The sequence below is a fragment of the Curtobacterium sp. B18 genome (assembly GCF_000333375.1).
GTDB lineage: Bacteria > Actinomycetota > Actinomycetes > Actinomycetales > Microbacteriaceae > Curtobacterium.
The window spans coordinates 1-12,954 of the sequence record NZ_BACZ01000460.1 but is presented as its reverse complement, the minus strand read 5'-3'; the positions used below and the strand labels follow the sequence as shown (position 1 = coordinate 12,954).

Sequence of the window (12,954 nt, the reverse complement as noted above, 5' to 3'; positions counted from 1 at the left end):
CGACGATGCTCATGTCCTCGGGCACGCGCACCCCGCGCTCCCGCAGGCGGGCGAGCATGCCGATGGCGATGAGGTCGTTGAAGGCGATGCAGGCGGTGGCCCCGGCGTGCACGGCGGCGTCGGCGGCGGCGGCGCCCGAGTCGACGAACGGCGCGTGCGGTCCGACGCGGGCGACCCGTACGCCCAGGCGCTTCGCGACCCGGACGAGGGCGCGCCACCGCCGTTCGTTCGACCACGAGCTGTCCGGACCGGCGACGTACAGGACGTCCCGGTGCCCGAGCGAGACGAGGTGCTGCACGGCCTGCTCGACTCCGCCGGGGGTGTCGATGAGCACCGACGGGACCCCGGCCGGCCGACGGTTCACGACGACGAGCGGCGTGCGCTCGGCGAACCGGGCGATCTGCGCGTCGGTCAACCGGGACGCGGTGAGCACGGCGCCGTCGGCCTTGCCCGCGATCGCGCTGAGGGCGGCCATCTCGGCGTCGGCGGACTCCTCGGTGTCGACGAGCAGCTGGGTCCACCCCGCGCCGGCGAGCTGGTGCTGCGTGCCGCGGATGACGTCGAAGTAGAAGGGGTTCGTGATGTCCGACACGAGCACCGCCACCGCACGGGTGCGACCGGAGGTCAGGGCGCGGGCCTGCGAGTTCGGTACGTAGCCGAGCTCCCGCGCCACGCGCTGGATCCGCTGCTGCGTCGCCTGGTTCACGCGGTCCGGCAGGGAGAGCGCACGCGAGACGGTGGAGGGGGCGACGCCGGTCGCGTCGGCGATGTCGCGGATGGTCACCCGCCGGGCGGCGACGGCCTCCCGCCGGGCGGCGTCAGCCTCGCGCACGGCCCCCCGCCGGGCGGTGTCGGTGTCGGTCACGGTTCCTCCGTCGTCCGGGCCGGGGCGTGGGAGCACCGGTGCGGTCTGCCGGTGCCTCGATGCGCCGGTGCAGCGACCGTAAGCCGGTCTGGCAACAAGTGGCAACCGATTGCCGCATGTTGCCAGTGGCGCGACAGTGGTGCCACCGGGCAGTGCCGCCCGGAGGAGGTCTCGAGGAGGAAACCCCCGTGAACACGCGAAGACTCCATGTCCGCACCGTCATCGGTGCCGCGGCCGTGGTCGCCCTCGCCGCACTGTCCCTCCAGGGATGCGCGGTGGTCAACGGCAGCGGCGACGACCCCAACACCCTCCGCGTCATGATGGGCGCGGACACCACGTACCCCAAGGAACGCAAGCAGTGGCAGCAGGACGTCGCCGCCGAGTTCCAGCGGACCACCGGCGCGAAGGTGCAGTGGGAGACGTACTCCTCCGCGCAGGAGGAGCTGACCGCCATCCAGACCAGCGTCATCTCCGGGCAGGGCCCCGACGTGTACGCGATCGGCAGCACCTTCACCCCGACCGCGTACGCCACCGGCGCCTTCGTCGAGATGGGGTCGAAGGAGTGGAAGGCCGTCGGGGGCAAGGACCAGTTCGACCCCGCGTCCTTCGGCATCTCCGGACCGAGCACCTCGAAGCAGATCGGTATCCCGTTCGCCAGCCGGCCGTTCGTGATGGCCGTGAACAAGGACCTGCTCGCGAAGGCCGGCATCACCCGGATGCCGACGACGTGGGACGAGCTCACCGCCGACGCGAAGGCCACCACCAGCGGTGACGTGCACGGCATGGCGATCGCCTACGCCGACGGCTTCGACCCGTGGAAGTTCATCTGGGGCATGGCGCAGAACGCCGGCAACACCATCGTGTCGAAGAACGGCAAGGCCGAGATCGACACGAAGGCCGTGCAGAACGCCTACCGCACCTACTTCGACTGGGTCACGAAGGACGGCGTGGTCGACAAGGCCGCGATCGGGTGGAACAACGCCCAGGCCCTCGCGCAGTTCACCGAGGGCAAGGCGGCGTTCTTCCCGATGACGACGACCACGGCGATCAACTCGTTCACGAACACCCCCGTGGACGGCAAGTACGAGTTCGCACTGCTGCCGACGGTGCCCCCGGGAGCGACGTCGCGTCCGAGTGACGGGATCGAGGCCGCGAGCATCCTCTCCGGCGACAACTGGGTCGTCGCGGACTACGGCACGAAGCAGGACCTGTCGTTCGACTTCATCAAGCAGCTCAGCACGCCGAAGGCCCAGTTGGAGTACTACCGGCTCTTCGGCAACCTGCCCACGAACGCCGACGCCGCGGCCCAGCTGGCGGCCGACAACCCGCAACTCGCCCCGATCATCCAGGCCGGGAAGCTCTCGAAGCCCACCGCCTTCACCGGCGCCTGGTCCGACATCCAGCTGTCGCTCGTCGACGTCGTCGTGCAGTCCATCCCGCAGCTCAAGAGCGGCTCGGTCTCCGACGACCAGCTCCGGAAGCGTCTGCAGGACGCGCAGCAGGACGCCCAGTCCACGCTGAACCGCCAGAAGAACGGAGGCCTGTGATGACCGCCACGCAGACCCGGCCCGACGCGCAGCGTTCGCGGCCCCACGAGGTCCGCCCCGTCGGCAAGACGCCGTTGTACAAGCGGGAGCGTCCGCTCTGGATGCTCCTGCCCGGCGGCGTCCTCATGCTCGCCGTCATCGTGGTCCCGCTCCTGGTGGGCGTCTTCATCGCGATGCTCGACCTCGACCAGTACACGCTCCGTCAGTGGTTCAGCGCCCCGTTCATCGGGTTCCAGAACTTCGCCGAGGCGTTCACGGACTCGCCCCTGCTCCACTCGATCTGGATCTCGGTGTCCATCTCGGTGCTCGTCACCGCGGTCACGGTGCCGATCGGCGTCGCCGCGGCGATCTCCACGCAGAACCGGTTCCCGGGTCGCGGACTCGTCCGGTCGATCTACCTCGTCCCCTACGTCCTCCCCGCCTTCGTCGTCGGCACGTTCTTCCGCACGATGCTGCAGCCGCAGGGCGTGGTCAACTCGATCCTGCACACCGACGTGCTCTGGCTGAACGGCTCGGCGTCGTACTGGGCGCTGGCCGGCGTCATGATCTGGACGAGCTGGCCGTTCGTCTACCTGCTCTCGCTCGCCGGACTGCAGGCGGTCGACAACGAGGTGCACGAAGCCGCCGCCCTCGACGGGGTGACCTGGTGGGCGAAGCTCCGCTACATCATCTTCCCGTACCTGCGCGGACCGCTCTCGCTCGCGATCATCATCTCGATCCTGCACAACATCAACAACTTCACCCTGCCGTTCGTGCTCTTCGGGATCCCGCTGCCGTCGAGCGTCGAGGTGATGCCCGTCCTCACGTACATCGCCAGCTTCCAGTCGTTCCGCTTCGGGCTCTCCGCCGCGATGGCGATCTGCTCGCTCGTGATCGTCGCGATCCCGCTCTTCGTCTACCTGCGGGCCGTGAAGCTCGACACCGGCGACGACGCCGGACCCGACCGCCGGCAGCGCCGGGCCGACCGGGCGACCCTCGCCGCGGCGACCCCGGCCGCCGCCGCAGACATCGACGGAGCCCGAGCATGAGCGCCTTCACCACTACCCGGACCCGCCCCACCGCGACGCTCACCGAGAGCATCACCGCCGGGGACCGCGGCCGCCGGCACAAGCGTCCGTACGACACCGACGTCACCCGACTGCTGCCCCGGTGGCTGCTCGTGACCGTGATCGCGGTCATCATCGCGTTCATCGCCGTCCCCGTGCTCTACATCCTGTTCGGCTCGGTCAACTCCGACGTCGCGGTCGCTCGCGGCGAGTACTTCCCCTCGGAGTTCACCCTGTCGAACTACGTCGAGATCTGGTCGACCGTCGCGCTCGGGCAGGGCCTCGTCAACTCGATGCTCACGGCCGGGGCCGTCGCCGTGGCGAGTGCGGCGCTCGCCGTGTCCACCGCGTACGTCCTCGTCCGGTTCCGGTTCCTCGGGCGGTTGACGATCCTCCGTGGACTGCTCGCGCTGCAGTCGATCCCGGGCACGCTCCTGCTGCTCCCCGTCTTCGTGGTGTTCTCGAACATCGCGAGCGCCACAGGCGTGCAGATCATCGGCACCCGCTGGGGCCTGTTCGTCACCTACCTGACGTTCGCCCTGCCGTTCTCGACCTGGGTGATGGTCACCTACCTGCGTGGCCTGCCGAAGGAGCTCGAGGAAGCGGCCCGCATCGACGGCGCCTCGAGCACGAAGATCCTCACCAAGATCGTCCTGCCGCTCTCGTGGCCCGGCATCGTCGTGTCGGCGATCTTCGCCTTCCTGCTCGGCTGGAACGACGTCCTGTTCTCGACGATCATGACGACCCCGAACACGCGCACGGTGGCGGTCGTCCTGCAGGTCCTCGGCACCACGCAGGAGGGCGGCGCCGTCCCGATCTACGGCCAGATGATGGCCGCGTCGATCGTCTGCGCCGTGCCGGTCGTCGCGCTCTACCTCATCTTCCAGCGCTACCTCGTCGGCGGTCTCACCGCCGGTTCCGTCAAGTAGCGCTGTGCAGTCTTCCGACTTGTCACAGTCCGCCTGGAGGCGCGGTGCCAGCTCGCCCCGCGCCTCCAGACTGCCTCCATGAAGGGAATGCAATGACCCAGCCCAGTTGGGAGCTCTCCGGTTTCGGCGACGAGATCGACGCCGACCCGGCGATCCAGGTCGCGGTATTGCAGGCGCTCGGCGCCAGCGCCATCGAGGTCCGCAGCGCCTGGGGGGTGAACGTCGTCGACCTCGACGAGGACCAGCTCGCCGGCCTCCACCGCCTGTTCGAGGAACGCGGGCAGACCGTGTCCGCCATCGCCTCGCCGATCGGCAAGGTGTCGGTCGACGAGCCCGTCGAGCACGAGGTCGGACGACTCGGTCGCGCGATCGCTGCGGCGCACGCTCTCGGCACGACGAACATCCGGATCTTCTCCTTCTACTTCGCGGGCCGGCAGCCCGAGGACGTCCGCGACGACGTCCTCGTCCGGATGCGGGCGCTCGCCGACCTCGCCGCGCGCGAAGGGGTCACCCTGCTGCACGAGAACGAGAAGGACATCTACGGCGACGTCCCCTCGCGGGTGCTCGACATCGTCGAGAGCGTCGGCTCGCCCGCGCTCCGGCTCGCCTGGGACAACGCGAACTACGTGCAGTGCGGCGTCAAGCCGTTCACCGACGGGTGGGCCCAGCTCGCGCCGTACGTCGACTACCTGCAGGTCAAGGACGCCCTCGCCGCCGACTCGTCGGTGATCCCCGCTGGGGAGGGCGACGGCGAACTGCTGCAGACCCTCACCGCGCTGCGCGACGCCGGGTACTCCGGCTACGCCTCGCTCGAGCCGCACCTCAGCGACTTCACCCACCTCGGCGGGTTCTCCGGCCCCGCGGCCTTCGGTCGCGCCGGTCGCGCCCTCCGGAAGCTCACCGACCAGATCGGAGTCACCCTGCGATGACCGAAGCAACCCCGCTCAAGCTGGCCGTCGTCGGCGCCGGCGTCATCGGACGCCACCACGCGAAGGTCGCCGTCCACCACCCCGACCTCGAGGTCGTCGCCCTGGTCGACGCGATCCCCGCCGCCGCCACGAGCGCCGCCGACGAGATCGAGGCGATGGGCGTGACGCGCCCCGTCACCACCGCGACCATCGAGGAGGCGATCGCGCAGACCGACATCGACGTCGTCGCGATCTGCTCGCCGTCCGGCATGCACGTGCAGCTCGCCGAGGCCGCCCTGGCCGCCGGCAAGCACGTCGTCATCGAGAAGCCCCTCGACACCACGATGCCCCGCGCCCGGCAGATCGCCGCGCTCGCCGCCTCGGCCCGCGACCGCGGGCTCGTCACGAGCGTCATCAGCCAGCACCGGTTCGACCCGGCGTCGGCAGCCGTGGCCCGGGCCGCGCACGACGGCGGGTTCGGCACGGTGACCTCGGGCCTCGCGAGCGTCGCCTGGTACCGGTCGCAGGGCTACTACGACTCCGGCGACTGGCGCGGCACCTGGGCGCTCGACGGTGGCGGCGCGGTGATGAACCAGGGCGTGCACACCGTCGACCTGCTCGTCTGGGCACTCGGACGTCCGGTCGAGATCTCGGCGCAGACCGGCCTGCTCGCGCACGACCGGATCGAGGTCGAGGACACCGCCGTCGCCACCGTCCGGTTCGCCGGCGGCGCGCTCGGCGTCATCCACTGCACGACGGCCGCCTACCCCGGGCTCTCCGCCCGGTACGCCGTCTACGGCACGCACGGGTCCGCCATCGTCGACGACGACCGGCTGGCCTACTTCCACATCGCGCCGGACACCGCGACGCTCGAGTCGGCCTCCACCACGGCGAACGCGTCCGCGGTCGAGGGCGCGGTCGACCAGAAGGACGAGGTCGTCCCGCCGGAGCACGTCGTCGGCGGCCCGGCCGAACCCGACCACTTCGCCGCGGGCCACGCACGGCAGTACACCGACATCGTCGCCGCGATCCGCGACGGCCGCGACCCCGGCGTCACGGTCGACGCCGCCCTCGTGTCCCTCGCCACCGTCCGCGGCCTCTACGTCAGCGCGACGCTCGGCGAACCCGTCCGGATCGACGACGTGATCGAGGGCAAGTACGACGACGTCGTCCCCGTCGTCGGCGCCCACGCAGCAGAAGGAGCCACCCGATGAAGTTCTCCGTGTTCACCGCCTCCACCCCCGACTGGACCCCGTCCGAGGCCGCGTCGACCCTGGCCGAACAGGGCTGGGACGGCATCGAGTGGCGCGTCGTCGACGACCGTCCCGCACCCGATGCGACGGTGCCCGCCGGCCGCTCGTTCTGGGCCGGCAACAAGTCGACGTGGCAGTTCACCGGCATCGAGGACCAGGTCGGCGAGATCGCCCGGATCACCGACGCCGCCGGGCTCGAGTACTCCGGCATCGGCGGCTACCAGCAGGCGTCCGACCACGACGGCGTCGACACCATGCTCCGGGTCACGAGCGAGCTCGGCGCCCGGCAGGTCCGGGTCACCATGCCGCACTACCGGCAGGAGCGCGAGCGCACCGGCGAGACGTACCCGCAGATGTTCGACCGCACCCGCGCGGACCTCGAGTGGGCCGTCTCCCGCGCGACCGAGCTCGGCGTGAAGGCACTGGTCGAGCTGCACCACATGACGATCACGCCGTCGGCGTCGGCGGCGCTCCGGCTCGTGGACGGCCTCGACCCGGCGCACGTCGGCGTCATCCACGACCTCGGCAACCTCGTCATTGAGGGGCAGGAGGACCACCTCGCGGCGTTCGAGCTGCTCGGCCCCTACCTCGCCCACGCCCACGTGAAGAACGCCCGGTGGGTCGACACCGGCGACACCCGCGCCGACGGGTCCGCGATCTGGCAGAACGAGTGGGCGCCCCTGCGCGCCGGCCAGGCGTCCGTCGCCGACTACCTCGACGCCCTGCGCCAGCACGGGTACGACGGCTGGGTCACGATCGAGGACTTCTCCACCGACCTCCCGCTCGAGGCCCGCACCGCTGACAACCTGGCGTACCTGCGGTCCCTCGTACCGGTGTCGGCATGACCGATCGCCGACCCGGCATCGTGCACCTCGGGGTGGGTGCGTTCGCGCGCGCCCACCTCGCCTGGTACACGGCGCACGCGGACGGTGAGCCGTGGGGCATCACCGCCTTCACCGGACGCTCACCGGACACCGCCGACGCGCTGAACGCCCAGGGCTGCCGGTACACGCTCGTCACCCGGGCGGCCGACGGCGACGTCGCCGAGGTGATCGACACGATCGTGGCCGCCCACCCGGGCAGCGACGACACGGCCTGGAGGCACGTGGTCGCGTCCCCGGAGACGACCATCGTCACGCTGACGGTCACCGAGCAGGGCTACCGATCCGGCTCCGACGTCCCCGCGCGGTTGGTCGCGGGGCTCGATGCCCGGCGCGCCGTCGGCGGCGGTCGGATCGCGCTGATGTCGCTCGACAACCTGACCCACAACGGCGACGTCCTCCGCGAGGCGGTGCTCGACGCCGTCGGGGACGAGGGCCTGCGTGCCTGGATCGAGTCGAACGTCGCGTTCCCCAGCTCGATGGTCGACCGGATCACCCCGGCCACGACCGACGCCGATCTGCGCGACCTCGCCGGGCTCCCCGGTGCGCTCGACGGTGACCGGGTGCCGGTGGTCACCGAGCCGTTCGCCGAGTGGGTGCTCGAGGACGCCTTCGACGGCATCGACCGTCCCGCCTGGGAGACCGCGGGCGTGCGGCTCGTCGACGACGTCACGCCGTACGAGCAGCGGAAGCTCTGGCTGCTGAACGGGTCCCACTCGCTGCTGGCGTACCTCGGCCTGCAGCTCGGCCACGAGACCGTGGCGTCCGCGATGGACGACCCGGTGTGCTGCGCCGCGGTCGACCAGCTGTGGGACGAGGCGGCTCGCGAACTGCCGCTCCCTGCCGACGAGGTCACCGCCGCACGGGATGCCCTGGTGGACCGGTTCCGGAACCCGCGCATCCGGCACACCCTGCGGCAGATCGCGTCCGGTGGGTCGCAGAAGCTGCCCGTCCGCGTCGTCGACGTGGTGCGCCACCGGCTCGAGCGCGACCCGTCCGACGGCATCGGCCCCGGAGCCGCCACGGCCCTCGCCGCGTGGTGGCTGCACTGCACCGACCAGCCCGAGTTCGTGGACGACGCCGGAGCCCCCGGGCCAGACTCGGACGTGCACGACGTGCTGCGCGTCATCGCCCCCGACCTCGACACCACCCCCGTGGTCGCCGCGATCACCGCGGCGGCCGACCGCATCCGGGCAGCCCGCGCCGGTGCCGGCACGACACCCGCCCGAACGGGCGCCGACGAAGGAGTCCCCGCATGACCGACACGACCACGAACCCCGCGGCCCCGGTGCCGGGCGCGACGGACCCGGCAGCCGCGACCGACCCGACCGCCGGACGCCCGGACACGTGGGCGTCGGCCGACCGCGGTCAGCTGATCGACCGCGCCGAGGTCATCGTCACGAGCCCGAACCGCAACTTCGTCACGCTGAAGATCACCACCGTCGACGGGGTCACGGGCCTCGGCGACGCGACGCTGAACGGTCGTGAGCTCGCCGTCGCCACGTACCTGTCCGAGCACGTGGTCCCGCTGCTGGTCGGTCGTGACGCGAGCCGGATCGAGGACGCCTGGCAGTTCCTCTACCGCTCGTCGTACTGGCGCCGCGGCCCCGTCACGATGGCCGCGATCGCCGCCGTCGACATGGCGCTGTGGGACATCAAGGGCAAGGTCGCGGGGATGCCCGTGTACCAGCTGCTCGGCGGGGCCTCCCGCACCGGGCTCATGGCGTACGGCCACGCGTCCGGCAAGGAGCTGCCGGAGCTGTTCGACTCCATCCGCGAGCACCAGTCCGAGGGCTACCGGTCGATCCGGGTGCAGACCGGCGTGCCCGGCCTCGAGTCGATCTACGGGATCGCGTCGAACAAGACGGCCTCGGGGAACGAGGGCGTCCGCTACGACTTCGAGCCCGCGCAGCGCGGCGCCTTCCCCGCGATGGAGGACTGGGACACCCGGGCCTACCTGCGCCACGTGCCCACCGTGTTCGAGGCCGTCCGGAACGAGTTCGGCCCCGAACTGCCGCTGCTGCACGACGGCCACCACCGGATGACCCCGCTGCAGGCGGCGAAGCTCGGCAAGTCGCTCGAGCCGTACGACCTCTTCTGGCTCGAGGACTGCACCCCGGCCGAGAACCAGGAAGCCCTGAAGCTCGTCCGGCAGCACACCACGACGCCGCTCGCGATCGGCGAGGTCTTCAACACGATCTGGGACTTCAAGGACATCATCCGCGACCAACTCATCGACTACGTCCGCGGTGCCGTGACGCACATGGGCGGCATCTCCCCGCTGAAGAAGACGATGGACTACGCGGCGATGTACCAGATCAAGTCCGGGTTCCACGGGCCGACCGACATCTCGCCGGTGGGGCTCGCGGCGCAGATGCACCTCGGATTGGCGATCCACAACTTCGGCATCCAGGAGTACATGCAGCACGGCCCGAAGACGAACCAGGTGTTCCGGCAGACGTTCACCTTCACCGACGGCTACCTGCACCCGGGCGACGAGCCGGGCCTCGGGGTCTCGCTCGACGTCGACGAGGCCGGCAAGTACCCGTACGAGCAGGCGTACCTGCCCTTCAACCGCCTCGCCGACGGCACCGTCCACGACTGGTAGCGGGCAAGCTGGGCCGCATGGGGTTCGCGGAGGTGGCGAGGGAACTGCTCCTCGTCGCGCCCGCGGACTTCGTTGCGGAGCGCACGGCTCGTCAGCGCTCGGTCCGCAAGGAAGACCGTGCCCTCGCCACGGCCATCGGCGGGCTCCGGAAGCCCGCACCCGCCGCGTGGGTCATCGACCTGCTGGCGCACGAGGGTGCCCTCGGCGACGCGGTCGACCTCGGGCCCGCGATCCGCAAGGCCCAGGCGGATGCCGACCCGGCCGTGATCCGGCAGCTCCGGCGTCAGCGGGCGAGTGTCATCGACGCGCTCGCGCAGGCCGGTGCCGACCTCGCCTCGGACGCCGGCCACCCGGTGACCCGGGCCGTGCTCGACCAGGTGCGGACGACCATCGAGGCGGCGATGGCGGATCCGCACGCCGGTGCCGCCGTGCGCTCCGGGCTCCTCGTCCGTGCGCTCGAGAGTGCCGGCTTCGACGCGGTCGACCTCGACGGGGCGCTCGCGGATCCGGACGCCGTGCCTGACGCCTGGTCCGGCAGCGACGCACCACCCATCTCCATCACCAGCGCGAGGGGTGCCCGGAAGGGGAGTCGTGCCTCCCGACCGACGGCGACGGCCTCGCACGACGCACCGCACCCGAACGCCGCCCCCGAGCCCGAGCGCGACCCCGAACCGGATCGCCACCTGGCGACCGAGCGGCGGGCGGCGCGCGAGGCGGAGACCGCGGCCCGCTCGGAGTCGCGCGACGCCGACGCCGCACTCGACGCAGCAGCGGGCGACCTCGAACGCGCAGAGGAACACCGCTCGGAACTGCGCCGTGCCCTCGACCGGGCTGACGCCGAGGTCGCCCGGCTCGAAGCAGCACGCGACGAGGCCGAGGCGGCGAGCGACCGGGCACGGGACGTCCTCCACGCCGCCCAGGAGCACCGGCGCGGCCTCGGCCACTGAGCGACCCGGCGCCGCCTGCATGTTCCTTCCCATGGCGCGTGACGTGGAATGCAGGATCGGGCGTACCTGGTCGGAAGAATCGACCCGGTACGCCCGGAACGACCGGCTACGCCCGGAACGACCCGGTACGCCCGGAACGCCCGGAACGACCCGGTACGCCCGGAACGCCCGGAACGACCGGGTACGCCCGGAACGCCCGGAACGACCGGGTACGCCGCGATACCCCGCGTGCGGCCTGCCGGGCCACATCGTTACCCAACAGTTGTCGTTCTTGACGGGACGCATTGGAGCGGTCTAATCTCGGGCACCATGCTTCGGGCCGGCGATGGTCCGCCGGGCACGACCCCCGCAGCAGCACCGGGCGGCCCGGGTACAGGACTCGCATCATCGCCGACGCACCACCCGCCCGCAGCCCCTGCGCGGACGGTCGGTGCGCGGTGCGCGGCGCACCCCGGAGACATGCCGCGATGCCGGGTCGAGCACTCCGGGGCGCCATCCAGGAGAGACGACGCATGTCGGAACCCCGCACCAACCGAACCAGCACCCTGACCCCGCCGAGCGGCACCCACGTTCCCGCCGACGGAACCGCGGCCGGACCCGCCGACCGAACCGCGGCCGAACCCGCGACCCGAACCGCGACCGGACCCGCCGCCCCACCGCAACCGTCCACGGCACGCGAGGGGCTCCTCGCCCGCCTCGGCATCCCACACGCCCTGCGCTGGGGCTTCCTCGGCGTCCTCGTCTTCATGACGGGCGACGGCATCGAGTCGAACTTCGTCGCACCGCACATCGCCGGCGTCCTCGGCAGCGGCGGCACCGACAGTGCCGCGATGATCATCGGCATCTACGGCGTCGCCGTCCTGGTGGCCTCGTACTTCGCCGGTGTGCTCTCCGACCTCTGGGGGCCCCGCCGGGTGATGACCATCGGCGCCGTCCTCTGGGTGGTGTTCCAGGTCGCGTTCCTCGCGGCGCTGCCCACGGCGTCGGTCGGGCTCATCGCGCTGACGTACTTCCTGCGCGGCCTCGGCTTCCCGCTCTTCGCGTTCTCGTTCCTGTGCTGGATCAACCACACCGTCGCCCGCGAGCGGAACGCCACCGCCGTCGGCTGGTTCTACGTGGTCTTCACCGGCGGGCTGCCGACGCTCGGCTCGCTCATCGCGATCGGCAGCATCCCGGCGTTCGGCGGCGGATCGCTCGGCGAGACGTGGTCGATGGCCCTGTCGCTCGTGTTCGTCGTCGTCGGGTGGGCGATCGTCCGCTTCGGCGTGCACGAGTCCACCGGGCTCGGTCGGATCGCACCGCGCTCGCACTCCGCCGCCCGGGTGATCGCCTCCGGCATCGAGGTCTGCATCAAGCGGCCGAAGGTCCTGCTGGCGGTGCTCATCCGGCTCGTGAACACCGCGCCGGAGTTCGGCATGTTCGTGATCATGCCCGCGATCATCGGCACCGAGCTCGGCTGGGGGCAGTCGAAGTGGCTCACGATGACGGTGATCGTCTACGCCGGCAACATCCTGTTCAACGCGTTCTTCGGCGCCCTCGGTGACCGCATCGGGTGGATCCGCACGGTCAAGTGGTTCGGCATCGGCGCCTCCGCGATCGGGCTGCTCGCCTGGTGGTACGTGCCGCACCTCGTGCCGGCCGGCTCCGAGTGGGGCTTCTGGCTCGCGACCGCCGCCGGCACCGTGTTCGGCATCATGCTCGCCGGGTTCACCCCGATGGGCGCGATCGTCCCCGCCTTCGCCGGCGAGGAGCGTCGCGGCGCGGCCATGGCGATGTACGCCACCGCGGCGGGCGGTGCGACCTTCCTCGGGAACGCCGTCGTCAGCGCGGTGCTGCCGTGGGGCGGCCCCGGCGGCGTCGTCTGGACGTTCGTCGCGCTCTACGCCCTCGCGTTCGTGGTGCTCTCCCTCCTCAAGGTGCCGGAGGGCGCCGAGGCGGCCGGTCACTGACGGCACCCCCTGCGGGACGGG

General features: G+C 71.4%; 11 protein-coding genes. 10 read left to right on the top strand and 1 reads right to left on the bottom strand.

The window, feature by feature from the left end:
- On the bottom strand, window positions 1–832 hold an 832-nt coding region (locus tag I5E_RS12400; protein ID WP_042723836.1), incomplete at its 3' end, for a LacI family DNA-binding transcriptional regulator.
- Window positions 833–1,053: 221 nt separating this feature from the next.
- On the opposite strand from I5E_RS12400, the gene I5E_RS12395 reads away from it, so the two are divergent.
- From I5E_RS12395 to I5E_RS12350, 10 genes are all read left to right on the top strand, one after another.
- Window positions 1,054–2,412 (top strand): ABC transporter substrate-binding protein, encoded by a 1,359-nt coding sequence (locus tag I5E_RS12395; protein WP_022907262.1) that lies wholly within the window; start codon window positions 1,054–1,056, stop codon window positions 2,410–2,412.
- Complete coding sequence (locus I5E_RS12390) at window positions 2,412–3,440, top strand: carbohydrate ABC transporter permease (protein ID WP_022907261.1); 1,029 nt, start codon at window positions 2,412–2,414, stop codon at window positions 3,438–3,440. The genes I5E_RS12395 and I5E_RS12390 overlap by 1 nt, the downstream gene beginning before the upstream one ends.
- A complete protein-coding gene (locus tag I5E_RS12385) occupies window positions 3,437–4,387 on the top strand; it encodes a carbohydrate ABC transporter permease (protein ID WP_022907260.1) in 951 nt (316 codons plus the stop codon). Before I5E_RS12390 ends, I5E_RS12385 begins: the two co-directional genes overlap by 4 nt.
- 92 nt (window positions 4,388–4,479) lie before the next feature.
- Entirely contained in the window at window positions 4,480–5,316 is an 837-nt protein-coding gene (locus tag I5E_RS12380; RefSeq protein ID WP_022907259.1) for a sugar phosphate isomerase/epimerase family protein, read from the top strand.
- Window positions 5,313–6,509, top strand: a complete 1,197-nt coding sequence (locus I5E_RS12375; protein WP_022907258.1) for a Gfo/Idh/MocA family oxidoreductase — start codon at window positions 5,313–5,315, stop codon at window positions 6,507–6,509. Before I5E_RS12380 ends, I5E_RS12375 begins: the two co-directional genes overlap by 4 nt.
- On the top strand, window positions 6,506–7,393 hold the full coding sequence (locus I5E_RS12370) for a sugar phosphate isomerase/epimerase family protein (protein ID WP_022907257.1): 888 nt from the start codon (window positions 6,506–6,508) through the stop codon (window positions 7,391–7,393). Before I5E_RS12375 ends, I5E_RS12370 begins: the two co-directional genes overlap by 4 nt.
- Entirely contained in the window at window positions 7,390–8,688 is a 1,299-nt protein-coding gene (locus tag I5E_RS12365; protein ID WP_022907256.1) for a mannitol dehydrogenase family protein, read from the top strand. The genes I5E_RS12370 and I5E_RS12365 overlap by 4 nt, the downstream gene beginning before the upstream one ends.
- Window positions 8,685–10,037, top strand: coding sequence for a D-mannonate dehydratase ManD (gene manD / locus I5E_RS12360; RefSeq protein ID WP_022907255.1), 1,353 nt, complete (start codon window positions 8,685–8,687; stop codon window positions 10,035–10,037). The genes I5E_RS12365 and manD overlap by 4 nt, the downstream gene beginning before the upstream one ends.
- Window positions 10,038–10,054: 17 nt before the next feature.
- Window positions 10,055–10,984 (top strand): hypothetical protein, encoded by a 930-nt coding sequence (locus I5E_RS22785; RefSeq protein WP_049973507.1) that lies wholly within the window; start codon window positions 10,055–10,057, stop codon window positions 10,982–10,984.
- Between the two features lie 512 nt (window positions 10,985–11,496).
- Window positions 11,497–12,933, top strand: a complete 1,437-nt coding sequence (locus I5E_RS12350) for an RbtT/DalT/CsbX family MFS transporter (RefSeq protein WP_022907253.1) — start codon at window positions 11,497–11,499, stop codon at window positions 12,931–12,933.
- Window positions 12,934–12,954: the final 21 nt, after the last annotated feature.

Coding starts and splice junctions, on each gene's coding strand:
- I5E_RS12390 (WP_022907261.1), top strand. CDS start 2,412: ATGACCGCCACGCAGACCCGGCCCGACGCGCAGCGTTCGCGGCCCCAC.
- I5E_RS12385 (WP_022907260.1), top strand. CDS start 3,437: ATGAGCGCCTTCACCACTACCCGGACCCGCCCCACCGCGACGCTCACC.
- I5E_RS12380 (WP_022907259.1), top strand. CDS start 4,480: ATGACCCAGCCCAGTTGGGAGCTCTCCGGTTTCGGCGACGAGATCGAC.
- I5E_RS12375 (WP_022907258.1), top strand. CDS start 5,313: ATGACCGAAGCAACCCCGCTCAAGCTGGCCGTCGTCGGCGCCGGCGTC.
- I5E_RS12370 (WP_022907257.1), top strand. CDS start 6,506: ATGAAGTTCTCCGTGTTCACCGCCTCCACCCCCGACTGGACCCCGTCC.
- I5E_RS12365 (WP_022907256.1), top strand. CDS start 7,390: ATGACCGATCGCCGACCCGGCATCGTGCACCTCGGGGTGGGTGCGTTC.
- manD (WP_022907255.1), top strand. CDS start 8,685: ATGACCGACACGACCACGAACCCCGCGGCCCCGGTGCCGGGCGCGACG.
- I5E_RS22785 (WP_049973507.1), top strand. CDS start 10,055: ATGGGGTTCGCGGAGGTGGCGAGGGAACTGCTCCTCGTCGCGCCCGCG.
- I5E_RS12350 (WP_022907253.1), top strand. CDS start 11,497: ATGTCGGAACCCCGCACCAACCGAACCAGCACCCTGACCCCGCCGAGC.